Genomic DNA, 26723 nt, shown 5'->3' on the forward strand with positions numbered 1-26723 from the left:
TTAGTCTCCTAAATATACTTACAAAGTTAAATTAATGATTTTCCATTCTTTACGAATTTTGGTTTGACGATCTCTACAGGTAAATGCTTGTCTCTTATAACAACCTGAGGATTATTAGCTTCTTTGGGAACATATGCTAGAGCAATAGAATACTTAAGTGTAGGAGAAAAGCTTCCACTTGTTATAAATCCAACCCCACCATTATCAAATACTATTTGCTGACCAGCTCTTAAAACACCTTTGGATTTAAGCACAACTCCAACCCATTTAGTATCTACACCTTCTGCTTTTCTTTTAAGAACAGCTGATTTACCAATAAAATCTCTATTCTCATCCTTTAAATCAACACTCCAACCCAAACCTCTATCTAACGGAGAGGTTGAAGTATTCATATCTGAGCCATAAAGATGCATTCCAGCTTCTAGTCTAAGAGTATCTCTAGCTCCTAATCCACAAGGGTTAGCCCCATTTGCAACTAAATCATTCCAAAATGATACAGCTTCATCTCTTGGCACAGCTATTTCAAAGCCATCTTCGCCAGTATATCCCGTCCTTGCAAACATCCATTCATCATGGAATAAAAAGTTAAATGGATTTAAAGATAAAACTCTCTCTGATACGGCTTTATCTAAAGTTTTTGATAAAACTTCTGAAGCTTTTGGACCTTGCACTGCGATAATTGCCAAATTTTCTTTAGGTGTTATTTCAACATCATAGCCACTTGAATTTTGCTTAATCCACTCAAAATCACTAGCTCTATTACCTGCATTAATAACCAATCTAAAAAAATTATCATTAATTTTATAAACTATAAGATCATCAACAATACCACCATCTGCATTTAGCATACAGCCATATTGAGCTTCATTAGCTTGCACTTTATTTATATGATTTGCTAATAGGTATCTTAAAAAATCAGATGTATCTTTTCCCACAATATCTAAAGCGAGCATATGTGATACATCAAATATCCCACAAGCTTCTCTTACTGAGTTATGTTCTGCTATTTGTGATCCGTAGTTAATTGGCATTTCCCAACCTGAGAAATCAACCATCTTAGCACCACTTGAAACATGAGTATCATGAAGAACAGTTTTAAGCATAGTTTAGAAAAAAGTAAAGTGCTTATATGAAAGAATTTATATAATAGAGACTTAATTTGCAATCGCTTTTTTAGCGCAACTGCGAATTAGAAGGATTAACCATGTAAACTAATTTTTTCCATTTTTTGATCAATGTTTATCTCAGAATCTCTTAAAGAAACAAACAAATTCAAGTAGATAACAGATAATATAATTACAAGAATATGATCATATGGGAAAGGAATAAAATTTGCCTTAACAGAATATGAAATCAATAATAATAGCCCTAAGTAGCTAATAAACATGAAAGCATCTATTTTTGCTTTTCCATATTGCTTAACCATTGTAAACTGATAAATTATCAATAAAATTAAAGATAACACAAATAAACCTACTAGATTACTTAATCCTGACCAGTAAACAAATAGTGTACATCCTATAAACCCTAAATATCCAAATAACGCATATGCTTTTAATCTAAACTTCCTCTCTCCATGTGGTTTAATCTTTCTAAAAACCATTAATGATACAGGCCCAGATAAACAGATTAGCATTACAAGAGTAGATAAAAAATTTACAAGCTCTGCCCAAGTTGGTGCTGGAACTAAAAATAACAGAGCTATAAAAAAGTTAATCCACAAGGCTACAATAGGGGCATCATTCTTATTTAATTTCTCAAGCTTCTTCCAAGAAAACGTAGTTCCAACAGTTTGCAATATTCTTGCTGTTACAGCTGTATAAACATTAGCTGTACCAAGTGGAGAAACAACCGCATCGACAAAAAGTATTACAAATAGGTAATTTAAACCAAGCAAACTTAAAATACCTAATAATGGAGCTGTAGCATTAAAAACTTTACTAGTATCACCATCTAAACAAAACATATATATCATAGTTAATAGGATATACATTACTAAACCTATTAGAACTGGTGCTATTACTGATAATGGTAATGCTATGCGGGGATTTTTAGCATCCGCTGCCAAAATTAAACCATTTTGAAAACCCGTAAAAGCAAATGCCACTCCAGACGAAGTAATAGCAAACAAAATATTACTAAAATTAAAAGGTGTATTGCTATAATGAGCTGTTACATTATCAACTTTTCCACAGGTTACTATCACAAAAATAGCGATAGTTAGAGGTAATATTATTTTACAAATACTTACTCCAGCATTCGCATTAGCCACTCTTTTAACATGAGAAGAATTAAACATAGTCAAAATTATCATTATCAAAAATGATAATATCAAACCATATAAAGAAAGCGTTACCGTCCCAGCATTATTGTTTATCAAGCTTGGAAACCAAAATGCTATATACTGTGTTGCTCCTTGAGCTTCAATTGGTAAATATACAACATAGCTTAACCATCCTATAATTATCATCATGAACCCTAAGCTTTTTGAGTGTGTAATATCAAAAAACCTCATAAAGCCACCTCTGATAGTTATAAATGTTACAACTTCAGCAAAAGTAAAGGCTATAAAAAGAATTAAAACAGCCGCTATAATCCAAGAAAGGATAGCCCAAACTCCGGCACCTTGGAACACATAGTAAGGAGAGAATAACCAACCAGTTCCTACCATCCCCCCCATAGACATTAACACCAAATGAAATGGTGATAGAGATTTTTTCGTTGTTTGCTCCTTCATAATACCCTCTTAAAATTATCAAAACTATTTATATATAACCACATATCAAATAGAAATACTAACCTTATAGTATTATATTAATTCAATATTTTTCATAAATTCTTTATAGTTTTATTGATACTATACAAAAAGTTTAATACAAGTTAATATGCTTATAACCTTATTCAAATTTAGTGAAACTTCATGCTTCTAATTGCAATATGTTTTATATTGACAGGAGTCCTTGTAGGATTATTATCTGGACTATTCGGACTTGGTGGAGGATTAACTGTAGTTCCTGTTATGATAATTTTCTTGTCTGCCTATGAACCTTCATATTCAGCTAACTTCATGCACATAGCTGTAGCAACCTCTCTTTTTGTAATGATATTTACATCTTTAATTAGCACCTATGCACACCATAAAGCTAAAAACATAGTCTGGAAAGTTGTTTTACCATTAAAGATTGGCGTTATAATTGGAACGATATTCGGAGCAATTGCTGCAACTTTCTTATCTAGTAAAATCTTAAAAATATTTTTTATATTTTTTCTTATATTCACTATACTCAAATGGGCATACAAGCTTTTTACCAATAAAAAAACTAGTAATATTATAGAATTTGATGAGCCAAAGAAAATATTAGCTGGAATATATGGCTTTATAACAGGCAGCATTGCTGTTCTTCTTGGCATCGGCTCTAGTGTTATGATTGTACCATTCCTTAAACATCGTAACTTTTCGATGTCTCAAGCTGCAGCAATAGCATCAGCAATAACACCTTTCATAGCTCTTTTTGGAGCAATCACCTATATTATTACAGGATATAACAATGTAAATATTCCTTCATATTGTTTTGGCTTTGTATATCTTCCAGCTGCTGTAGGGTTAATATTAGGAGCTCTTATTGGAGCACCTCTAGGAACATTATTATCAACAAAAATACCTTATAAAATACAAAATATAATTTATCTTGGATTCTTAATTTTAATCTTATTTATAATGATTTCTTAAAAGGAAAAATATTTTCAAGCAATTCATAGAATCTAAATATATGATATAATCAGCATTCTATTTTGCTCTTGCTAAAGTTCCTAATATGCTACACAAGCTAAAACTTTCAAGTATATTTTTACTTCTAAGCTTACCTTTAGCAACATATAGTTTTGATACAATCACAAGTAATTATTTAAATATCAATAACTTAGATGATGTAACCAAAAGTACATTTAAGCCTACCCCTTATATAAATATAAATGGTGGATGGGGACAACAAACTAATATGCCAAATGGTGGTGGAACTTTCCTTGCTAATATTGGTTACAGATTTGTTGAATCCTTTGCATTAGAGTTTGGTTATCAAACATTCATTGTTGATGCATACAACACAACTCAAGTTAATAATTACTTCTCAGGAGCAGGAAAATTTTATTATAAAATCAATAATTATGTGACAGCAGCTGTTGCTACAAGTGTTGGTATAAGCTACACAAATGTTAATAACATTAGCAACCAACAAAATGCGCCTGCAAGCTACTTAAGTACAAATAATCAAATAGGTGGTTTTGTAGCTTTCCCTGTTGGACTAATGTTCCCAATAAAATATGTCGATAATTTAAGTTTAAAAGTAGATTATATATACGCTTTATCTTTTAGTGGCGCTTCGCAAAACTTTGTTACTTCTGGATTACAATACTCATTTTAACTATTTTCTAAAACTTTGCTCTTTAGATAACTCAACATCTAAGAAGTCACTAAGCTTATACTTATCTTGTTTAAATACAAAATTATTATAAATAATCATATACACCAATATTTTACGAATATAATAACGTGTTTCTTTATATGGGACGTTCTCTATCCATTGAGGCGCTGGTAATTTTTTATCAGTTAACCACTTAGATACATTACCAGGACCTGCGTTATACGCAGCTAAACCTAAAATCACATTTTTATCAAATAATGTGTCTAAGAAGTATAAGTTTGCAGCTCCTAGATTAATATTGTTGTATGGGTTAAATATTAACTCATCCATCTTAGCAGCTTTATCACCTCTTAATCTAACTCTATATTTTTTAGTAATAAATTCAGCTGTTGGAATAGTCAATTGCATTAAACCTTTAGCGCCTGCCCAAGATCCTGCATCAACGTCAAATAAAGACTCTTTTCTCATTACAGAATATATTAGAGCCTTATCAACACCATACTTTTTAGATGCTTCATTAACATCTGATTCAAAAGCTGCCGGAAAAAGTAAAGGAATATTAGAGTAATCACCCAATACTGCCATATTAAATATTGCTGCATGATACATTTTATTAGACTCTGCCACTTGAGCTAAGTCTTCAATTTTTGATCTTTCTCCTGCCTTAAGCTTATTTCTAATAGACCACTTCCATACATTAGAAGAATCCTTATACTGATCTATTTCGAAAAGATCTATTGCCTGTTGAATTGCATCTTCTTTTGCTAAGTCTTTTAACTCTTGTTTAGAAAGTTTTTTAGGCTGAACATAACCAAAGTTATAAGGCTTACCTAACTCATCTGAAGCTAAGAATGAATAATAATCTAGCTTCTCTTTTGTCAGTTCTTCCAAAATAGGTTTAGCTTTAACTTCTTGCCCAGTTTTTTTATAACTATATGCCAACCAATATTTCCAAGCCTCATCAGATTTTAAGTTATCCGGAAGCTCTGCATATGTTTTAATGAACCCTGAATAATTATCATTATATAATTCAATTCTTAAGATCCATTCCCAAGCAACATCATTCAAATATTTAGGATCGACTCTTCTTAACCACTGTTTGGCTGCTGGTGATTGAGAGTGAGCAAAGCTAACAGCTATCATTGAAATACTTTCATGCTTAACTTTTGTATTAAGTAGCTGCTTATTATTTAAACTATCCCAAAGCTTTGCATATTCCTCATCATCTTTTTTAACAAGGTCTTTTGATATATCTAAAAAAACATCATTAAAACGTCTATATTTGTAATACTTAGCTATAAAATTATCTAAAGTCGATGGTTTTTTAGAAGCTTCTTGCCATGCTGAAATATAGTTAACATAATCATCATTATTTTTTACATATTGCTTTAATAACCATAGCGCATCACTAAATTTACCAGCAAAGGCTAAAGTATAAGCTTTTGTAACTACATAATCCTTATTCTTATCAGCTGAATTATCCCAATATTTTTGTATAACATTACACGCTTTTGGTAAATACGTTCTATCTTGCCACAATTTACCAAAATTATTTAATGCAGCTTTCTTATCTCCTAATTCATACTCAGATTCGTACTTCCAACACTTTCCAGAAATACCCAAATTTCCATCATAATATTTATTAAACAAATCCCACTGGTTGTTCTCTGCATAGTGTTCAGCTAATTTCTCTGATAATGGAGATATCCAATATTGATCTTTATATTTAGTATAAAAGTCTTGTATCGTATCTTGACTAAATAGCTTAGGATCACTAGCAATTTCTTTATATTTTAAATATGGATAAAGATCAGTATTTTTAAGCCTAGCCTTTATTTGATAATATGCATCATAATTCTTCTCATCTAACAGTTTCAAAGCTTTTTTATATAATTCTGTTTGATTATCCGTAAGTGCATTAGCAAAGCTTAAACTCGAAACAACAAATGCCCCAACCAATAGTACTCTTCTGAAAAACATAATCTTAAAAATAAAGTATTTTGATAAAATCTTAACATATAGACCAACTTCTTTACTATTTTTTTATAGATAAAAAGCGCTCTCTACTTTAGAATAAAGTTATAAGCTCTTCAAAGCTCAATAAGCATCTATGAAAAGGCAAGTAATTATAATTTTTAGTATCTGCTATATAAGCATATTTCTTTTTTATTTAATGTTAAATAAAAATAATGAATATAAATTTCTTATTCCATCAGCCTTACCTAAAATAACTACCAAGATCAATGTCCAAAATATTGACACTTTATCTGACAATATATATAACCATGCCTCTGCCATTACTGAGCTGAACAATAAACTTTTTGTAACGTGGTATTCTGGAACAGTAGAAACTTCACCGAATACAAAAATACTATTAGCCACAGCAGATAAAGTAAACAATCAATGGAGTTTTTTTGATAAAAGAGTAATAATGGATAAAGAAAAATATCAAGCTATTTCAAAAAAATACATACATCACTTAGGTAATCCAAGCATATTTTCTCAAGGCAATAGACTATGGCTATTTTTTACAACCTCATCTGGAGGCTGGGTAACCTCATCATTAAACATAATGTATTCGGATAATCAAGGTAAAACATGGAGCTCGCCTAAAGTTATTTTATCATCACCTATTTTAAACTATAGTTCTCTAACTAGAGGTGCTGGTGTGACTTTAAATAATAATAACTTTGCACTTCCAGTTTATAAAGAATTTAATAACCTTACTGGTAGATGGTTTATATTTGATAATAATGGTCAATTAATAGATATATCTGAAATGACAAAAAATGGTATGACTTTGCAACCAACAGTAGTACCTATATCAGATACTCATGCTCTTGCTTTTTATCGTGAAATGTATAGTCAAAAGAAAAAAATCTATTTTAATGAATCTTTTGATGGGGGAAAAAACTGGACAACAGGATACTTTACAAAGCTTAATAATCCTGGTGCAGGAATTGCTGCGGTAAAAGTAAAAAATGGAATCCTATTAGCATATAATGATTCCACTGAGAACAGACAAAACCTTAGCTTAGCCTATAAGAGTAATAATTCTGAAAAATGGCAGAATATATACACATTCGAAAATGAAGAAAGGCATGACCTTTCATATCCATTTCTACTTACTAGCGATAAAGATATATTTCTAACTTTTTCTGCCGGAGCTCCTGGTAAACTTAAGATCAAAGTGGTTGAAATTAAAGGAGAAAACATAAATGCTTAATTATTATGGCCTTTTAGCTACAAACCTATTCATAATTTATTTGATTACACGAATTTTAGGCTTCTTACCTAAAAAAAATTTGACTATTTCAGTTTTTATTTTATTTCTATTGTTTAATACTATAAATGTTGAAAGTAATGTTAATATTGCTGAAATAGTTTTCGGATTTATTGGATACCTTAGTATATCTTCCAGCTTATTATTAATAATACTAATTTTTAATAAATTGTATAGTTCTAACAAAACGACTTTTACCTACACAAGCATCGCTTTCTTAATGATATTAACTATATTTTATGTATCTTTCTTTATAAACTCATATACTTTATATGATATTGGTTTCACTCCATACATTATTCTATTTTTCATATTCACATATGGTTTAATTTTATTAAAAGTATCTAAAAACTTTATATTATTTAATTGTATTATTTTAATGTCTTGTGTAATCAGCTTTACAGAACTACTTCAATTAAACATTTGGAACTATTTAGTTGATCCATGTCTTCTTATAATTTGTATTATAGAGTTAGTTAGAAGTTTAGTAATAAGATTTAGAAATAAACAAAGTAATTTAGTAATTAAAACTTTCTAATCATAGACATAACAAAATCAGCCGATTTATCTGCTGCTTCTTTTGCAAAAATATCAAAGTTTTCTGGAGCTGTTCCATCCGCCGTATCAGAAATACTTCTTAATATTAAGCAGGGAACTCCAAACTCATTACACACTTGATTAACACTACCACCTTCCATCTCTAAAGCCTTCGCCCCAAACTCTTTGGTTATAAACGACTTTTTCTCAGTGCCATGTATAAACTGATCTCCAGTTGCAATAACGCCCGTATGAAAATTAATATCTCGTTCTTGAGCTATTTCCTGAGCTTTAACTAATAAACCTTTTGAAGTTGGAATGATAACATCAGCACTAGGTATTTTTCCATATGGATAACCAAAAGCTGTAATATCAACATCATGTTGGACAGTAGCCGTTGCAGCAATCACATCTCCGATTTCCAGATCACCTAATCCTCCAGCAACTCCTGTAAACAATAAAACTTCTGCATTAAACTTCTCTATCATTACAGTTGCTGTAAGCGCTGAAAAAACCTTACCTATCTTACTATGTGCAATGACTAAGTCATGTCCTTTATATTCAGCCAAATAGTATTTATTATTTGCATATTCTACAACCTCATATTCATCAAAATATTTAAGTAATGGCTTTATTTCTATTTCCATAGCCCCAAGTACTGCTATCTTCATTGCTTCTCCTCAATAATCACTTTACTTATATTTCTAAAACCTTTAGGAAGAAGTAATCCTCCACCACTAGTTTTATCAGTAAAATACTCTTCAAAATTTTTATTATTAATTCTCATAAACCTTTTTCCAGAATTAAGTACGACTTCTTCTTTATTAGAATCAAATAAACAAACAAATTTAACTTTTTCTTTTTTATCTACTTTAATTACACTTTTACCCTTTCCTTTCTTCATTATAGCAAAACTAGCATGATCCCTTACAGCAACACGCCCTTCACTTGTTACAAAAACAGCTTTTTGGCTTATATCACTGTAATCCACCAAACTAAAAGAGTCATCAACATCAAATATATTTTTCCCTGTACTCTTTGTTGATATTAAGTCATCTCCAGGAATAATAAATCCTTTGCCACTTAAACTAGTTACGAGAAATTGTGACTTTGATGATGCGAAACAAATCCCGACTATTTCATCTGCTTTATCTAATGGAATATATGTAGTTATATGCTCACCATAACCCCTTGCTGATGGGAATTTATCAACATACATTGAGTATGACTTACCAAATTTAGTGAAAAATACAGCTTTTACGTTGCTATAACCTGTAGCTGAAAGCTTGAATGAATCTTCTGGCTTATAACTTAAGCTTGAGACATCTAAATTATCTCCTTTAGCACACCTTACCCAACCAGCTTTTGATAAAACAACTGTGATTTTTTCAGAAGGCATAATATCTTTTTCTTCTAAGGCTTCTGACTTTTCAACTTCTATTATCTTAGATCTTCTAGAATCCCCAAATTCTTGGAGGATTTCTTTAAGTTCTTTTTTCATTAAATTTCTAAATTTAATATCACTATTTAGATATCCTTCGAGCGTTTCTTTTTCCTTTTCTAACTCTTTTTGCTCTTTATTTATTTCGATTTCTTCTATTTTAGCAAGCTTTCTTAATCTAATGTTTAAAATTGCTTCTGCTTGAATCTCAGATAATTTAAATCTATTTTGCAACTCTATACTTGGTTCATCAAAGTTTCTAATAATAGATATAACTTCATCAATATTAAGAAACGCTATCAATAAACCCTCCAAAATATGAAGTCTATCGTTAACTTTAGATAAGCTTTCTTCTAATCTTCTTCTAAGAGTAATTCTCCTATACTCTAACCACTCTTGTAATATTTCTAATAAATTTTTAACTCTAGGTCTATTATCTAAACCAATCATATTCATATTAACTCTAAAGCTTTTCTCAAGATCTGTAGTCGCCAAAAGGTGCCCGATAAGTTTTTGCATATTCTTCTTTACAGTTCCAGAATATAAAACTATCTTTACAGGTTCTTTATCATCTGATTCATCTTGAATGTTCTTTATCCATGTAATTTTTTGCGACTTTAACTGGTTTGCTATTTGCTCCATTACACTAGAGCTTGAAACCTGATGTGGTAACTTAGTTATTATAATATTTCCATTATTATCAAAATGATATACTGCTTGTTGCTTAATTGAGCCACTTCCTGTTGCATATATCTCCCTAATCTCTTCTCTTGAGTTTATAATATTTGCTCCACCTGGATAATCTGGAGCTTCAACCAATTCTAAAACATCTTCTAAGTTTGCTTTGGGATTGGATATTACATATAAACAAGCATTTAAAATTTCAGATATATTATGAGGAGGAATATAAGTAGACATCCCAACTGCGATACCCATAGCACCATTTAATAAAATATTTGGCACCTGTGCTGGTAAAAGCTTAGGCTCCTCTAATGTTCCATCAAAATTTTTAACCCAATCTACCGTCCCTTTCTTAAGCTCATCTAATAGCAATATTGCATATTTAGAAAGTCTAGATTCCGTGTATCTCATTGCAGCAAATGACTTAGGATCATCTATAGAACCCCAGTTACCTTGACCATCAATAAATGGATATCTATATGAAAAATCTTGCGCCATTAAAACCATCGCCTCATAACAAGCACTATCCCCATGAGGATGATATTTACCCAAAACATCACCAACTGTACGAGCTGACTTCTTATATTTTGATAAATGGCTAAGTCCAATTTCTGACATTGCAAAAATTATCCGCCTCTGAACTGGTTTTAAACCATCAGATATATGTGGTAATGCCCTGTCTAAGATTACATACATTGAATAATTCAAATAAGCCTGTTCAGAGAATTCTCCAACCGTTTGCTGTTCTTCCAAACTAGATAATAGATCCATGAAAGTATTTTTATATGATAGATATATTTAGGCTAAATTATAACTTAACTGAATTGATGATTCTATAAACTTATTGAGGGCTATTTTGTAGTTGATGATATTCCATAGTTTCAAGCTCTTTAGAAAGTACGAATTTATTTCGTTTTAGGAAATTTAATGTTTTAAATATATTTGCAAACCCTGATAAAATCCATGTTTTTGTTGCATAGTCATAAGTAGTTTTAGCTTGCAGATATTTACTAGTTCCTCTTCTACATTCCTGAGTTAAATAATCAGTAGCTGGAAACTTTATTATAATATGTCCCCTTTTATCATATACAGCGACTTTTGCATAATTTGATAAAGACATCAATTGCTCTCTTGGAGATTTAAAATCATCCCATGACAATACATTCTTACTGAGACTCTCTTTTTCAAAACTTTTTACTGATTTAGCCTGAAAGTCTTGCTTAAGCTGATAGCTTTCATCTTTAAGTCCATTAAACTTTTCTAAAAGCTCATTATATCTTTTATTTAAAGTCAATATTGAGACTTCTAAACTATCATTTTTGCTCAATAACACTGCGGTCTTATCTTTATATTTTCTTGTAGCTTTATTTATCTCTTCTTGTATAAGGTTATTTAGATCACTTCTTAAGGAAAATATAAAATTACTATCTTTGATTTCGTACTTTTCTAAACTTCTACTCAAAAGCTCTAAGAATTCATCTTTAACTTGCTTAATCTCCGACGACTCTGTTTCTTCTAATGCTTTTTGTATAGCTGAGTCTTGGTTTTCTTTGAATAAAGATATTTTTTCAACTAAATCAATAATTGAAACTTCTCTACCAATAAGCTTTCTAACTTTATCAACTGTAACCTCTTCTCTTTGTGATTTTAATAATTCACACTTTTCGTTGACAATTGATTGAGCTACTTTTTCAGCCATGCTAAACCTTTTCTTCTTCTCTTAATGTAAGAACTTCATAGCCATCTTTAGTTACTAAAATAGTATGTTCCCATTGAGCAGATAAAGATCTATCTTTAGTTACAGCTGTCCACCCATCTTTCAAAATAGACACCGCCTTCTTCCCAATATTTATCATAGGTTCAATTGTAAAAATCATACCTTCTTTTATTTCCGCACCAGTACCAGCCTCACCAGAATGCATCACATGAGGAGCCTCATGAAAATCTTTACCTATACCGTGCCCACAGAAAGCCTCTACTATAGAATAACCAAACTGTTTAGCATGCTTCTCTATAACTGCACCTATATCTCCAAAATGCGCCCCTGGTTTTACAATTTCTATTCCTTTCCATAAACACTCATGTGTGACTTTAACAAGCTTTTCAGCCATTATTGATGTTTCACCAATAATAAACATTTTACTTGTATCTCCATGATAACCATCTTTTTTGACTGTAACATCTATATTAAGAATATCACCTTTCTTTAGTTTCTTTTCTGATGGTATCCCATGACACACTACATGGTTAATAGATGTACAAATTGATTTTGGAAAGCCATGATAGTTTAAAGGTGCTGGATAAGCATCTTGCTTAGTTATAATATAGTCATGACAAATATTATCAAGCTCCTCTGTCGTCACGCCCTCTTTAACATATGGCGTAATCATTTCTAAAACTTCCGCGGCTAACTTTCCAGCCATACGCATTTTTTCAATCTCTTCAGGAGTTTTTATAATTATTCCACTCATTATAATTAATCCAATTTTATATTATTCTTCGAAAATTACTTAGGACACATTATAAACCATAGCTTATATAATAGATAGTTGTTGTAAAAAGCTACTAAACTATTACAATTTTCAGTAAATCTAGAAAAAAATACTCCAATGAAAATAAAACAAGCTCAAATAGAAGTTAAGAAAATTCTAGGCGAAATAGAACATCCACGATTAGCTAGTTTCATTGCTCTAACTGAAGAGGTTGGTGAAGTTGCGAATGAAATAATGAAAAAAGAAATTTATGAAGAAAAGACTGACATAACTGATCTTAAAAATGAAATATGCGATGTTTTTTTATGTCTGCTAGAATTAGCTAATGTTTATAACATTGATCTTGAACAAGAGTTTACTAAAAAGCTGAAGAATATAGAGTGTCGAGCTAAAGAGTGGAAAAACATTAAAGATTTGCTACAAATTAAACGAGAAAAATTAAATTAATCTAATTTATAGACAAATATCTATCTTTTTATTTCTTTTTTGATTATCATCTACAACGTGAGGATTTGAAAATAACGAATGTTAAATTTTCTTATTTGCCTTTTATATAAAATTGTTTCAGTTTTAATATTTAAGTCTCTTTAAGCAAATTACTATATCCTATCCTACCGGACAATGTTATTGTTGTCTGAATGAAATTAAATAAATAAATAGTGAGTAAATAATAATGAGTAATAAAATACAAGGAACAGTAAAGTTCTTCAATAATCAAAAAGGTTTTGGATTTATTAGCCCTAGCAATGGTGGCAAAGATGTATTTATACATATATCAAAGTTAGACAAAGTTGGCGGTACTTTAAGTGAAGGTCAAAAAGTGTCTTTTGAAACTAAAGAAGGCATGAAAGGCCCTGAAGCTATTAATGTTGAGGCGTTATAATGCCTAGTATTAGAGTTGATGATCGCAAACCTTTTGATCTAACTTTAAGAAAGTTTAAACATGCTTGTGAAAAAGCAGGTATAAGACAAGAGTTAAGAGAAAGACAGCATTACGTCAAACCTACAGAAAAGAGAAAAATTGCTAAAAGGCTTGCTGTAAAAAGAGCAAAAATTGCTACTAGAAATGCTTTCTTATCTAAATACTAATAGTCCAATCTAAATTTTCTTATAATTCTTATTACATAAAATTATAAACTTTATTGTTTTATAGTTATTCCAAACCTATACAAATATTATTCATTACTAATAAATAGTTTGATAGAAAAATAATATAACAACTATTTTAGCCATTGCTCTCTATTTAACTGATACAAGAATTTGCCTTCTTTATCTGTATCTATCTTTAGGGCGCCTAGCTTTTCAACTGCCTTTTGAGATCTATAATTATACTCCCAAACATCAAAAAGAACTTTATCTAAATATTGAAAAGAATAATCTAACATAAGTTTTTTTATAGATCTATTAATGCCTGAACCCCAATATTCTGCTGAAATAAAAGTATAACCTATCTTTACAGACTGATCTTTTGGATCATATGTATAGAACCTTGTTGAACCCATTATTTGATTCTTTTTAAGGTCAATTATTACGAAGCACCCTTCTTTATTTGCTAATCCAACATCAAAATATTTCTGGAACACATCGGGCTTCCATCTCTCATCAAAATGTTGCTCCCAGATTTTTGGATCAGATGCTACTTTATATAAATCTGCAAAATGCTCTTTTTTCATTTGAGTAAGTCGGACATACTCACTGCTTAAACTTATCTTGAAATTCATATTTTACTATTCCAAAATTTCAATTCCCAAGTTGACAAGGTCTTATTATATTTTTCAGCAATAACTTTTTTTGCTTTTTTAATCACATCGTTATATTTTTCTATTTTTTCAAGCTGTGTCCACTTTATATCAAAACATCTATCTTTAGAGATTCTTTTTAACTCCCCAAGTACTATCCCATCTAATGGACAATGAGGAGGTTCTTTTATTTCACCCAAACACCATAAGTACTTTAGGTATAAATTAAGAACCTTTTGTGATACTCCTATACAAAAGCCTTTGTTTACTATCAATCTATCTTTAAATTTGTTAGTTGTTTCACTTGATATTGTTTTAATTAATTCAAAGTGATTTTTTTCATCTAACTCAATACTATCTTTTTGATAATCAGAGATATGACCATCTATAATTTTTTTAACGAACAGTTTAATTTTTAAACGTTCCTTTTCGCCAATTTTCCCCTCTTGGTAAGTATTAGACCTCTGAAGTCCTCCTTTCCAAGCAAGATTAAAGAGCTCCGATAACAGAAAATCTTTTTTCAACTCTTCTTCATCTACGTTCTCAATATCCATATTACTCAACCGTAACAGATTTAGCTAAGTTTCTAGGTTGATCAACATCAGTACCTTTGATTATTGCTACATGATAGGAAAGAAGCTGCAAAGGAATAGTAAATACTATTGGAGCATTAAAGTCATCACCACCATCTAAATCAAGCATTATACTATTTTCAAAATTAACTTTACTTTTTATTGCCTTATCAACAAATAGTATAAGCTTTCCGCCTCTGGCATATACTTCTTGCAGATTTGACAAAGTTTTATCTAAAAGCTCATCATTTGGAACTACTGCTACTATTGGCATATTTTTATCAACTAAAGCAAGTGGTCCATGCTTCAACTCTCCAGAAGGATATGCTTCAGCATGAATATAAGATATTTCTTTAAGTTTTAATGCTCCTTCTACAGCTATAGGGAACTGAAGACCTCTACCTAAGAAAATGGTATGTTCTTTATCAGAAAAATATTCACTTATTGCATCAATTTCAGCATCTAGTTTCAAAGCACCCAAAGCAAGAGCTCTTGTTTTTTTAAGTTCTTCAAGATGCTTACCTATCTGAGTATCTGACATAGTTCTTTTGGTCTTTGCTAAAACAAAAGTAAATATTGCTAAAGCGACTAATTGTGTAGTAAAAGCTTTAGTTGATGCAACTCCTATCTCAACACCAGCCTTTGTCATAAAAGCAATGTCTGACTCTCTAACTAAAGAGCTATTTGGCACATTACAAATACACATACTACCTAAATAGTTTTGTTTCTTACTTTTTCTTAAAGACTCTAACGTATCAGCTGTTTCACCAGATTGAGATATACTCAAAAACAAAGATCCATCAACTACGACATTATCTCTATATCTAATCTCACTTGCTATCTCAACACTACATGAAACTTTAGCATACTTCTCTAGCCAATATTTAGCAGTCATACCTGCATTATAACTAGTTCCACACGCAACTATACAAATATGCTTTGCTTTCTCTAAAAGTTCTAAAGCCCTGTCATTAAAGTTTTCTAAATATAGCTCTCCGTTTTGATCAAGGTTTGCATTTATTGTGTTTGATATTGCTTCTGGCTGCTCATATATTTCTTTAAGCATATAATGCTTATATCCATCCTTTGAAGTACTTGAAGAAGCATAGTTATACTCTTCTATTTCAATACTTTTTCTTGAACCTTTTTTATTATAAACTTCAAAAGACTCTTTAGATACTATAGCAATATCACCCTCATCCAGATATGCAAATTTATTTGTTACAGGAAGTAATGATAATGCATCTGAAGATACAAAATTTTCATCAATACCAACCCCAATAACTAAAGGAGAGCCTGATCTAACTACTACAAGCTTATCTTGAAATTTTTCAGAGATAATAGCTAATGCATAAGCTCCTTTTAACATCGCAGTTATTTGACTAATATTTTCGACTATTGTTTTATTGTCATTCCACTCTCTATCCAAAAGATGTGCTACTACCTCTGTATCAGTATCAGATTTAAAAGCATACCTATCTTTGATCAAAGATTTTTTTAGCTCTTCAAAATTTTCTATCACACCATTATGAACAATACAAAACTTATCAGATGCATGAGGATGAGAGTTTTCTTTCGATGGTTTACCATGAGTTGCCCATCTTGTATGGGCTATGCCTATAAAGCCTCCAAAATCAGTCAGACTTTCTACAGATTTTTCTAACTCAACAACCTTACCAACTTCTTTACAAATATCTATCTTATAATTATTCATAACAGCTAAACCTGCTGAATCATAACCTCTATACTCTAGTTTTTTTAGACCTTCAATTAATATCTTTGTAACATTTCTTGTCGAATTAGCGCCAACAATACCACACATGTCTTCACTCTCTTATTTTTCAATTTTTTTAACAGGCCTAACCCAACTATCTATAAGTTTTTGCTTAGCTCTAGATATAGCTAATTGATCATCTGCGACATCTTTAACAATTGTAGACCCTGCTCCGACAGTAGCGCCTTGACCAACCGTGACTGGTGCAACAAGTTGAGAATCAGATCCAATAAATGCATGTGATTTAATAATTGTCTTATGCTTATTAGCGCCATCATAGTTACATGTGATAACTCCAGCACCTATATTACATTTTTCACCAATTTCACTATCTCCAAGATATGTTAGGTGTGATGCTTTTGATCCTTTACCTAAATAAGTATTTTTAGTTTCAACAAAGTTTCCTATAACAGCTTCTGACTGAATATCACAACCTGGTCTTACCCTTGCAAAAGGACCCACTATAGCATTCTCTCTTATAATAGAACCATCAACCATAGTATTAGCTTTAATTTTTGCCCCACTCTCTATAGTGCAGTTCTTCAGTATACAATTTGCACCAACTACAACATTATTACCAACTACAACTTTACCTTTGATAATTACATTTATATCAAACCAACAGTCTTTACCAACAGTCAATTCGCCCCTAATATCAAATCGTGCAGGATCAGCAATACTAACTCCCTGAGACATTATGAGATGAGCTTGATTCTGTTGCCAAACTCTTTCTAGACTAGCTAATTGCGCCCTATCATTTACACCTAAAATCTCAAACTCTTCGATAGGATGACTGACATGTATAGCAACATCATCTCTTTTAGCAAACCTTACAATGTCTGTTAAATAATATTCTTTCTGAGCATTCTCTGCTTTAATTTGAGGTAACCATTGAGCTAGAAATTTTTCATTAACACAGTATATACCCGTATTAATTTCTTTAATTTGCTTTTGAATTTCTAAAGCATCTTTTTCTTCAACAATTTCTGAAACTTTACCAAACTTATCACGAATAATCCTTCCTAAACCAGTTGGATCTTTCACAAATGCTGTTAAAACACCAAGATCTGCCGCATGAGTTTTTAATAAATCATTCAACACTTCAACTGATATTAGTGGCACATCTCCATATAAAATTAAAACCTTATCATTTTTATTTACATGTGGTAAACATTGCAATACTGCATGACCTGTACCGAGCTGCTCTTTTTGATATACAAAAGTGACTTTTTTGTCTTCTAAGCATTGTTCTAATTGCTCACGCAAATGACCAGTTACAACAATTATATTATCTGCTTTTAGCTCCTCTACTGTATCTACAACATGTCTAATAAGTGGCTTACCAGCTAGCGTTTGTAAAACCTTTGGCTTATTAGAGTTCATTCGAGAACCTTTACCAGCTGCTAAAATTATTACAGATAAACTCATAAAATCTCCTTAACCTCTACTTTGACAGCTTTTCAGACAAAACTGTAATTATTTGATAGTGATCTTCTAGCATTCTATCACACATATTATTTAAAATAATATCTAAAGGAACCCATTTTAATGCCTTTGCATCATCTTGAGCTTTTGTTGCTGGTAACTCTGATAAACCTTGAAAAACAAATAAGCTTACATGAGTAATAGTTCTTCCTCTTACCGAACGAGCTGGATAATCAAAAACATAAGTACCTTGCCTTGCTAAAGCTAGTTGATCTCTTGTTAAATCTATAGCTGTTTCTTCATAAAGCTCTCTTATTACCCCTGCTTCTATAAATTCATCATTATCTAAAAACCCTCCAGGCAATGCCCATAAATCTTTACCAGGATGATTTTTTCTCTGAACAAGAAGTACATTATTATTTATAATAACTAATGCATCTGTAGTAACTAAGACTGGTTTATATGGTGCTGTAGACCATAACTTTTTATATGCCTCAACATATTCATACTCGTCTTTTAAGAAAATATATTGTTTAGTTTTTAAAAAACTATTCAAAAAACCATACGTTCCAACACTTGAAAAACTACTTACCATATAATCTTTTAGTATATAGCCTTTATAAAAACTCTCTCTGAAATTAGTAGCATTATAATTTTTATAATTATCTACAGAAATATACTCCCATTCTGGAAAACTTTTTAAATAATAACTTGTATCATCTTTTTTATGTCCAACTATAGCTACTGTACTATTTAAATTAGTATATTTATTAACATTATCTCTTAGATGCTGTTCCCACTTCTCTTCTTGGTAAAAATAGTCAGCCAAGTGCTCTATATTAACTCTTGATATATCTATATTTGCTACTTCTAAATCAGATATTATCATTTGTTTTCGTTGTTCAAATGAAAAAGGATTTTTTATATTTGGAGCACCAAATGAACTTCCAACATTTATGATTATTTTATTACTATGAACTAAAGCTTCTTTTATATTATGTAAATGTCCTACATGGAATGGTTGAAACCTTCCAATAAAAACTGAAAGATCATATTTTTTCATAATACCCTCTAGTTAATTTCATCCACTTTAGCATCACTATTATAAATTTCATTATTATCTGGCGCTGTTGGTTGTATATTATTTATTTCTGAAGCAGAAGGTTTTGAAGCATCTGTACTACCACTATTATCAATTGATTTATTATATGAATCTAATTGGAAAGAATGTAACTTATCCTTCTTACCTAATCCAAGACCTCCTGATAATCCACCTAAACCAGATTTACTAGACTTATCATTTATTTGTGATGTTTGAATTTCATCAGCTTCTGCTTGTAAATCAACATTACTCTCATCAAGCTCTTTATTATTCAAACTCTTTCTTATATCTGACAGAAGCTTTGAACTTTCAGTGATATTATCATCTGCTATAGTCTCACCATCACCACTTAAGACAACACTCATACTAACAAGGCTTGATAAATTATCAACTTTCCTAGCTTTAATTATGTATATAACGTCTTTTTTTAGAGCTTTTACTTTAATTAAATACCCTGAGAGCAACTGTTTTTCAGTAGACATTACTTCATACTCATCTGGTTGAGCATGAAAATAATCATCTAATAATTTAAGAGTCACACTTAATGGCTCTCTAAATACTAACTTCATATTATTTTTATCATCATAAACAACACTAATTGCAACTTTATATGTCTGTGCTCTAATAATTTTTGCCATATTATATGTGGCAGCAAAACTAGGTGGTAGCATATCTCTTTCTGCCTCAGCAACTTGTGATGAAGGAAACTCATTATCTCCATCAGGCATAGTAAATCTAGGCTTAATATCATCGCCATTTAATCCGGCAGGAACTTTTAATGGAGGGCTTTCTATAACTTTTCTACGCGCATAATCATATTTTCTATTTCGAAAAGGGGTTCCCTCTATAGTATCTGTCAAATTTTCATAACTAAAATCTGACTCAACACCATCTCCCGCACAACCATGAAGCGCCATTAAAGGCAATAATAAGAGTAAATATTTTTTTATTTTCTTCATCTATTTACTAAACATAAATTACTTAGGCAACATTATAACATAGTGATATACTAATATCTTAGGCTACATAATATATATTTAAATTTTCTACTTAGGAGACTTTTTATGAAAGAAACCCTTTTTATCTTACTACAACAGCTATTACCTCAGGCAATTTTATCTAGAATCGTTGGGAAAATGGCTGATTGCAAAAATAAATTATTAAAAAATTACTTAATAAATTTAGCAATCAAAAAGTTTAATATTAACCTAGATGAAGCAAAAGATAATGATATAGATAACTATAAATCTTTTAATGAATTTTTTATTAGAGAACTAAAAGAAGGTATTAGACCATTAAATAATGATTCTAAAATAATTTCATCACCTGCAGATGGTTGTTTAACTCAATTTGGTCAAATAGTTGATGATACAATTATCCAAGCAAAGAACAAAAACTTTTCTTTAAAGGCTCTTATTGCTAATAGCTCAGAAACTGATTTTAAACAATTTGCAACAATTTATCTTTCACCAAGAGACTATCATAGAGTTCATATGCCTATAGATGGTACTCTAACTAAAATGGTTTACGTTCCTGGGAAATTATTCTCAGTAAATGAAACTACTGCTAATAATATAGATGGTCTTTTTGCAAAAAATGAAAGATTAGTTTGTTATTTTGATACCAAAATAGGTGAAGTAGCAGTAATCTTTGTTGGAGCTTTATTAGTCGCTGGCATTGAAACTGTATGGTATGGAAAAATCGCACCAAATTATTATTCATCTACTCAAACATGGTTATATGATAAAGAAAAATATAACTTAACTTTTAAAAAAGGAGAACAGTTGGGTTGGTTTAATTTCGGTTCAACTGTAATTATTTTATTACCACAGGACAAATCTAAACTTTCTTTCAACTTTTCTGAAGAAAGTTCTATTATAGTTAATCAAGATTTAGCTTTACTAGATTTATAAAATTTTAAATTATTTATCCAACTTCTACTAAAAATATTATTTTTTGTTATGTCGTTCTTTTTACATTGCTTGATATAATCTTGTTCTTTTTTCGTCGAAAGAATATCTTCCTTTCTCTTAATTCTTGGAATTAATTTTATATCAAATCTTTTTGCCCATTTTCTTATAGTTACATGTTTAAAACCAAGAAATTTCTCAGCATCATAGTAACTAAAACCTCTCTTCTTACAAACAAGAAGGATATCTTTTGCAGAACATTTAAATCTATTTCTTATTATCTGTTCAAAATTTCCTGAGTACTGATTTGCCATCCTGGCACCTCCTATACAACGGTTAAATTAACCACTCAAAAATCTCTGTCGCTTCAGTATTACCGTAAAAAAAATTTTTATCAAGCTTTTATACAGCAACACCACCAAGTTCACACCAAACCTGATATGATCTGATATAACTTCATTATATAAGGCTTAACTTTTACAGTCTTTATTCTTTTTTAAATACCTGCTATTCATTATTTTCAATTTACATCAAACCCTATTGATTAACTATAACGATTAGAGACAACGACTCTTTTTTGTTATAGTTTATAAATAAATATCATTGAGGAGTTTCTATGCTAAAACATATATTAAAACCAAGAAAAAAGAATATTGGAAATTTCCCTGTTAATAGATTACTTCCATCAGCAAAGCAAAAAATGATTGGGCCTTGGATATTTTTTGATCATTTTGGTCCAGTAGAGCTTTCAGAAAATAAAGCACTAGACATCCTTCCTCACCCACACATTAATCTTGTCACAGTAACATATCTATTTGATGGAGAGATTGTGCATAGAGATTCTATTGGAAGTTTTCAAACTATAAAGCCTGGTGATCTTAATTTAATGGTTGCAGGAAAAGGAATAACTCACTCTGAAAGAGAACCTCTAGAAATACGTAAAAATAAAAGATTAATGCACGGATTACAATTTTGGCTAGCTCTACCAAATGAGTTCGAAGAGATTGAACCGGCTTTCTTTCATTATTCAAAAGAGAACCTACCAACTTTTGAAGTCAATGATGCTCAAATAAAACTAATTATAGGAACAGCATGGAACAAGTCATCTCCTGTGAAAACCTACTGTGATACTTTATTTGCAAAGATAAATATATTAAAAGGTAATAGTCTAACATTACCAAATGAAGAAGAAATAGGAATATATGTTCTTTCAGGAGAGATAGTGATTAACCAAGAGAAAGTAACTCAACATTCTTTAGGGATCCTAGATAAAGAAAGTACACATATATTAGCAAGTACTGATTGTGATCTTCTTCTTATTGGAGGGGAAAATATTGGTAAAAGATTTATTGAATGGAACTTTGTGTCAGGTCGCTCTGAAAGAATTTCTCAAGCAAAAGATGATTGGAAAGCACAACGTTTTAATAAAGTTATTGGAGATGAAGGTGAATTTATTCCCTTACCTTAATTAATCTATTAAATAAACTTCACCTTTTACTAACTAATTACTATAATCTATTCAAAAACATTTTTATAAGAGAAATATGGATTTAAACCAACTACTCCTTACTCTTTTAATGGCAGGTATTCCTCTAATATTTGCTATCACACTACATGAAGCTGCTCATGCCTATATTGCTAAATTCCGTGGAGATATGACAGCATATAACCTTGGGCGAGTCACATTAAATCCAGTACCTCATATAGACTTAATAGGGACTATCATAGTACCGGGGCTACTTTTATTATCATCAATGACAGTTGGATTCCCTTTTATTTTTGGATGGGCGAAACCTGTTCCAATAAGTTATAATAATCTAAAAAAACCTAAATTTGACATGGCACTTGTTGCATTAGCTGGACCTCTAGCTAATTTTATTATGGCTGTAGCATGGGCACTTTTATATAAACATATAACTCTACATCCATATATACAACAAATGGCTCTTTATGGAATGATTATTAATGTTGTCCTAATGGTACTAAATTTACTGCCCATTCCCCCTCTTGATGGTAGCAGAATAGTCTCAGCGATCCTTCCTCCCGCAGCAGCCTATAAATACAATGGTATTGAAAGATATGGTTTTTTTATTTTATTAGCCTTAATAATAATTCCTTTTCAAGGGGGTAATTTATTATTTTTCATATTAAACCCTTTTATTAGTTTTACTCTACAAATTATCCAAGCTATTACTTTCTAAAATTTAATATTTACTATACTGCTATATTTAGTGATATTCTTCTAATTAATTAGTCCGATTTTAGATAAAGTATGATTAAAACTTTAAGTCAACAGCCAAAAGGCCTTTGGATTTTTTGTGGGGTGGAAATCTGGGAAAGATTTAGTTATTACGGCATGCGCGCCTTATTAATCCTTTATCTCACTAGTGAATTTTGGGGTATGAGTGATACTCAAGCATACTTAACCTATGGAAGCTATGTTGCTTTTGTATATATGACTCCCTTAATTGGTGGCTATATCTCTGATACCTTCCTAGGACATACTACTAGCGTAAAATATGGATGTATATTTATCATGATTGGTCATATTTTACTATCAACTCAGCAATCATTTTTCTGGGGGCTTGCCTTTGTTGTCGTTGGAACAGGTTTTTTTAAATCCTCTATGGCTACGAATATAGGCCGAAATTATAATAACTCAAATGATCATCTAAGAGATAGTGGGTACACATTATTTTATATGGCTGTAAATCTAGGTAGTGGTTTAGCTCTAATAGCTGTACCACTTATTGCAAAATACTTCAGTTGGCATGCTGGTTTTGCAACAGCTGCTTTTGGAATGGCTTTAGGATTATTAGTTCTATTTATTGGAGAAGCCAGAAAAATAATCCCAAAAGATCAGATCCTAGTATCTAAAAGAACTCATATAATAACTATTATTTCTGCATTAATAGCTGTTTGTATATTTCAATACCTAATATTTAATGCAAAAAATACCGCAAATGTTTTATATATAATGACTGCCATTGTATTTATTTATCTAATTTATAAGGCTATAAAAGGTGGTAAAGAATATACTATTCCTATTCTAGCTGTATTAAAAGTATCAATTATCGTTATGTTTTTTTGGATACTTTTTGAACAAACAGCAACTAGTGTTTTACTATTTACAGAAAGATTTGTTAATTTAAATATTTTCGGCTTTTCAATATCTGCTGCCAATACACATGTCTTTAACAGCTTATTTATTATAATTTTAGCTCCTTTCTTCGCTATTATATGGGGAAAGTGGAATATCAGTATTTTTAGAAAGATGGGAGCTGGACTAATAATAACAGGATTAGCAATGGGTGCTTTTACTATTAGTGCAAATCTAGCTATTAAAGGATTTTCTCCATCTCTTCTTTGGATAGTTTTAGGATATATGCTTATTACTATGGGAGAATTATGTTGCAGCCCAACAGGGTTAGCAGCTATAAGCAAAGTAGCTCCCGCTGATATAGTTGCTTTACTATTTGGAGTATGGGGAATTAAATCCTCTCTCAGTAATTATTTTGCTAGCTATATTGCTACTTTCACAGATGTCGGTAATATCAAAGATACTTCTTCAATAATTCAAGCTAAAGCTTATTACCATTTATTCTTTAACTTAACAATTACAGCTATAATAATAGGATTAATTATTCTCATAGTATCTAAACAATTAAAAAGACTTTATAACATTTAAGAGAATATTAATTAAAGCTTTGCATACTATATTTAGGCTCTAAAAATTCATAAATACCATCATCAGAACCCTCTCTACCTAAGCCTGACTCTTTAACTCCTCCAAAAGGTGCTGACTCAGTTGAAAGCACACCAAAATTAATTCCAATCATTCCTGCTTCTATAGCATTTCTAACTCTTTCTATTTGTTTAACATCATTACTGAAAAAATAACTTGCTAACCCATAAGGGGTATTATTTGCTCGAGTAATTGCCTCTTCTTCAGTTTTGAATGTATAAATACTTACTACAGGTCCAAAAACCTCTTCACAACTTGTTTGCATGTTATCAGTCATTCCATCAATAATTGTCGGCTCAAAGAAAGTACCTCCTAGCTCATGACTTTTTCCACCAAAAATCACTTTAGCTCCATTATCTAAAGCATTTTTAATATGAGCTTTAACCTTAGTAACTGCTTGATCATTTATTAATGGGCCGACTGTGATACCCTCTTCTAGACCATTGCCAATCTTTAATTTAGACACTTCATCAATAAGCGATTTTAAAAATTTAGGCTTTATATTTTCTTGAACAAATATTCTATTAGGAGCAATACATACTTGCCCAGCATTCCTAAATTTAGAAGCTAATAAAGCTTTAACAGCAATATCAATATCAGCTGTATCAAAGACTATAAAAGGTGCATTACCACCAAGTTCTAATGAAACTTTTTTAACATTTTCAGCAGATTGGGACATCAACAGCTTTCCTATACGAGTTGATCCTGTAAAAGTAATCTTCCTGATATCAATATTAGATGTCATTTCTTTACCTATTTCTTTAGAATCGCCACAAACTACTTGAAATAAATTTTTAGGAATACCTGCTTCTTCAGCAAGTATTTTAGCAGCTAACGCTGATAAAGGAGTAAGTTCAGAAGGTTTAACAACCACCGCACACCCTGCTGCAAATGCAGGAGCTATCTTTCTAGTAATCATAGCCAATGGAAAGTTCCATGGAGCTATCGCTGCTACAACACCAACAGGTTCATAAGTAACTTTTATTTCTGTATTTGGAAAAGGGCTACTAATTAATTTACCATCTATACGTTTAGCTTTTTCTGCATACCATTCAATAAAACCTGCACTATAATTAACCTCTGCTCTTGCTTCTAGCAAAGATTTACCACTTTCAAGAGTAATAATTTGAGCTAAATTATCGATATTTTGAATCAAAAGTTCATACCATTTTCTTAGAATTTTTGATTTCTCTTTTTGTAGAGATCCATTCCATTCCTTCTGTGTATTTTTAGCTTTTCTTATTGATTCTTTTATTTCTATATTGGTATTGTTAGCTATAGTTGCTAATTTATCTTTATTAGCTGGATTTAGAACTTCAAATCCTTCCTTTACATTAAATTTTTCAACAACTTTAGTTAATAAAATATTCATCTTTATATTCTCATTAATTATCACATATTTAAATTATACGCTTATATGATAAGAAACAAATTTATTTATAGAAAAAGTTAAAAAGCAAACACAAACAATAGTTTAAGAGCCTTAAAAACGAAGAAAGCCCCGCTAAGAATTACTTAGAGGGGCTTTAAATGGAAAAAGATGGCGACTACCTACTTTCACCTAGCGAATGCTAGACTATCATCGGCGTGTTATAGTTTCA

At 30.9% G+C, this 26723-nt stretch carries 26 protein-coding genes; 11 read left to right on the forward strand and 15 right to left on the reverse strand.

Annotated features, from left to right (window positions below; all coding sequences use genetic code 11):
* Nucleotides 1-26 precede the first annotated feature (26 nt).
* Entirely contained in the window at nt 27-1103 is a 1077-nt protein-coding gene (gene gcvT / locus DNK87_RS03850) for a glycine cleavage system aminomethyltransferase GcvT (RefSeq protein WP_119331250.1), read from the reverse strand.
* 95 nt (nt 1104-1198) lie between these two features.
* Entirely contained in the window at nt 1199-2737 is a 1539-nt protein-coding gene (locus DNK87_RS03855; protein ID WP_119331249.1) for an APC family permease, read from the reverse strand.
* 183 nt (nt 2738-2920) lie between these two features.
* Between DNK87_RS03855 and DNK87_RS03860 the strand changes: the two genes are divergently transcribed.
* On the forward strand, nt 2921-3730 hold the full coding sequence (locus tag DNK87_RS03860; protein ID WP_119331248.1) for a sulfite exporter TauE/SafE family protein: 810 nt from the start codon (nt 2921-2923) through the stop codon (nt 3728-3730).
* An 85-nt stretch (nt 3731-3815) separates the two neighbouring features.
* Complete coding sequence (locus DNK87_RS03865) at nt 3816-4421, forward strand: hypothetical protein (protein WP_244614601.1); 606 nt, start codon at nt 3816-3818, stop codon at nt 4419-4421.
* Here the strand turns inward: DNK87_RS03865 and DNK87_RS03870 are convergent, their stop codons facing one another.
* Entirely contained in the window at nt 4422-6401 is a 1980-nt protein-coding gene (locus DNK87_RS03870) for a lytic transglycosylase domain-containing protein (RefSeq protein ID WP_119331247.1), read from the reverse strand. It abuts the gene before it with no gap.
* A gap of 193 nt (nt 6402-6594) precedes the next feature.
* Between DNK87_RS03870 and DNK87_RS03875 the strand changes: the two genes are divergently transcribed.
* A complete protein-coding gene (locus DNK87_RS03875; RefSeq protein WP_244614602.1) occupies nt 6595-7647 on the forward strand; it encodes an exo-alpha-sialidase in 1053 nt (350 codons plus the stop codon).
* Complete coding sequence (locus DNK87_RS03880) at nt 7640-8242, forward strand: hypothetical protein (RefSeq protein ID WP_119331246.1); 603 nt, start codon at nt 7640-7642, stop codon at nt 8240-8242. Before DNK87_RS03875 ends, DNK87_RS03880 begins: the two co-directional genes overlap by 8 nt.
* Here the strand turns inward: DNK87_RS03880 and DNK87_RS03885 are convergent.
* The 4 genes from DNK87_RS03885 to map form a co-directional block, all read right to left on the reverse strand.
* Complete coding sequence (locus tag DNK87_RS03885) at nt 8229-8912, reverse strand: 5'-methylthioadenosine/adenosylhomocysteine nucleosidase (RefSeq protein ID WP_119331245.1); 684 nt, start codon at nt 8910-8912, stop codon at nt 8229-8231. The two genes, DNK87_RS03880 and DNK87_RS03885, sit on opposite strands and share 14 nt — an antisense overlap.
* A complete protein-coding gene (gene parC / locus DNK87_RS03890; RefSeq protein ID WP_119331244.1) occupies nt 8909-11134 on the reverse strand; it encodes a DNA topoisomerase IV subunit A in 2226 nt (741 codons plus the stop codon). The genes DNK87_RS03885 and parC overlap by 4 nt, the downstream gene beginning before the upstream one ends.
* A gap of 70 nt (nt 11135-11204) precedes the next feature.
* Entirely contained in the window at nt 11205-12062 is an 858-nt protein-coding gene (locus tag DNK87_RS03895; RefSeq protein WP_119331243.1) for a hypothetical protein, read from the reverse strand.
* A 1-nt stretch (nt 12063) separates the two neighbouring features.
* Nucleotides 12064-12834 carry a type I methionyl aminopeptidase gene (map, locus tag DNK87_RS03900; RefSeq protein WP_119331242.1) on the reverse strand — a complete coding sequence of 257 codons (771 nt, stop codon included), beginning with the start codon at nt 12832-12834 and terminating at the stop codon, nt 12064-12066.
* A gap of 138 nt (nt 12835-12972) precedes the next feature.
* On the opposite strand from map, the gene DNK87_RS03905 reads away from it, so the two are divergent.
* From DNK87_RS03905 to rpsU, 3 genes are all read left to right on the forward strand, one after another.
* Nucleotides 12973-13302 (forward strand): MazG nucleotide pyrophosphohydrolase domain-containing protein, encoded by a 330-nt coding sequence (locus tag DNK87_RS03905; protein WP_119331241.1) that lies wholly within the window; start codon nt 12973-12975, stop codon nt 13300-13302.
* Nucleotides 13303-13528: 226 nt separating this feature from the next.
* Entirely contained in the window at nt 13529-13738 is a 210-nt protein-coding gene (locus tag DNK87_RS03910; RefSeq protein ID WP_119331240.1) for a cold-shock protein, read from the forward strand.
* Nucleotides 13738-13944, forward strand: coding sequence for a 30S ribosomal protein S21 (gene rpsU, locus DNK87_RS03915; protein ID WP_071663763.1), 207 nt, complete (start codon nt 13738-13740; stop codon nt 13942-13944). Before DNK87_RS03910 ends, rpsU begins: the two co-directional genes overlap by 1 nt.
* A 131-nt stretch (nt 13945-14075) precedes the next feature.
* On the opposite strand, the gene DNK87_RS03920 is transcribed toward rpsU, so the two are convergent.
* From DNK87_RS03920 to DNK87_RS03945, 6 genes are read right to left on the reverse strand one after another with little or no spacing between them, the layout of a single operon-like run.
* On the reverse strand, nt 14076-14576 hold the full coding sequence (locus tag DNK87_RS03920) for a GNAT family N-acetyltransferase (RefSeq protein WP_119331239.1): 501 nt from the start codon (nt 14574-14576) through the stop codon (nt 14076-14078).
* Nucleotides 14573-15148, reverse strand: a complete 576-nt coding sequence (locus DNK87_RS03925) for a hypothetical protein (RefSeq protein WP_119331238.1) — start codon at nt 15146-15148, stop codon at nt 14573-14575. The genes DNK87_RS03920 and DNK87_RS03925 overlap by 4 nt, the downstream gene beginning before the upstream one ends.
* Before the next feature lies 1 nt (nt 15149).
* Entirely contained in the window at nt 15150-16988 is a 1839-nt protein-coding gene (glmS, locus tag DNK87_RS03930) for a glutamine--fructose-6-phosphate transaminase (isomerizing) (RefSeq protein WP_119331237.1), read from the reverse strand.
* Nucleotides 16989-17000: 12 nt separating this feature from the next.
* On the reverse strand, nt 17001-18368 hold the full coding sequence (gene glmU, locus DNK87_RS03935; protein WP_119331236.1) for a bifunctional UDP-N-acetylglucosamine diphosphorylase/glucosamine-1-phosphate N-acetyltransferase GlmU: 1368 nt from the start codon (nt 18366-18368) through the stop codon (nt 17001-17003).
* A 16-nt stretch (nt 18369-18384) separates the two neighbouring features.
* Complete coding sequence (locus tag DNK87_RS03940; RefSeq protein WP_119331235.1) at nt 18385-19428, reverse strand: bifunctional nicotinamide-nucleotide adenylyltransferase/Nudix hydroxylase; 1044 nt, start codon at nt 19426-19428, stop codon at nt 18385-18387.
* 8 nt (nt 19429-19436) lie between these two features.
* Entirely contained in the window at nt 19437-20426 is a 990-nt protein-coding gene (locus DNK87_RS03945; protein WP_119331234.1) for a hypothetical protein, read from the reverse strand.
* Between the two features lie 105 nt (nt 20427-20531).
* Between DNK87_RS03945 and asd the strand changes: the two genes are divergently transcribed.
* Nucleotides 20532-21380, forward strand: a complete 849-nt coding sequence (gene asd / locus DNK87_RS03950) for an archaetidylserine decarboxylase (RefSeq protein ID WP_119331233.1) — start codon at nt 20532-20534, stop codon at nt 21378-21380.
* On the opposite strand, the gene fevR is transcribed toward asd, so the two are convergent.
* Nucleotides 21353-21691, reverse strand: a complete 339-nt coding sequence (fevR, locus tag DNK87_RS03955) for a transcriptional regulator FevR (RefSeq protein WP_119331232.1) — start codon at nt 21689-21691, stop codon at nt 21353-21355. The two genes, asd and fevR, sit on opposite strands and share 28 nt — an antisense overlap.
* Nucleotides 21692-21993: 302 nt before the next feature.
* Here fevR and DNK87_RS03960 point away from each other — a divergent pair, with 302 nt between their 5' ends.
* From DNK87_RS03960 to DNK87_RS03970, 3 genes are all read left to right on the forward strand, one after another.
* Nucleotides 21994-22845: a pirin family protein gene (locus DNK87_RS03960; RefSeq protein ID WP_119331231.1), complete on the forward strand. Its 852-nt coding sequence runs from the start codon at nt 21994-21996 to the stop codon at nt 22843-22845.
* A 76-nt stretch (nt 22846-22921) separates the two neighbouring features.
* Nucleotides 22922-23578 (forward strand): site-2 protease family protein, encoded by a 657-nt coding sequence (locus DNK87_RS03965; protein WP_119331230.1) that lies wholly within the window; start codon nt 22922-22924, stop codon nt 23576-23578.
* A 71-nt stretch (nt 23579-23649) separates the two neighbouring features.
* Nucleotides 23650-25065, forward strand: a complete 1416-nt coding sequence (locus DNK87_RS03970) for a peptide MFS transporter (RefSeq protein WP_119331229.1) — start codon at nt 23650-23652, stop codon at nt 25063-25065.
* A 7-nt stretch (nt 25066-25072) separates the two neighbouring features.
* On the opposite strand, the gene DNK87_RS03975 is transcribed toward DNK87_RS03970, so the two are convergent.
* A complete protein-coding gene (locus tag DNK87_RS03975; RefSeq protein ID WP_119331228.1) occupies nt 25073-26494 on the reverse strand; it encodes an NAD-dependent succinate-semialdehyde dehydrogenase in 1422 nt (473 codons plus the stop codon).
* Nucleotides 26495-26723 lie beyond the last annotated feature (229 nt).

The sequence above is a fragment of the Pseudofrancisella aestuarii genome (assembly GCF_003574475.2).
GTDB classification, from domain to species: Bacteria; Pseudomonadota; Gammaproteobacteria; order Francisellales; family Francisellaceae; genus Francisella; species Francisella aestuarii.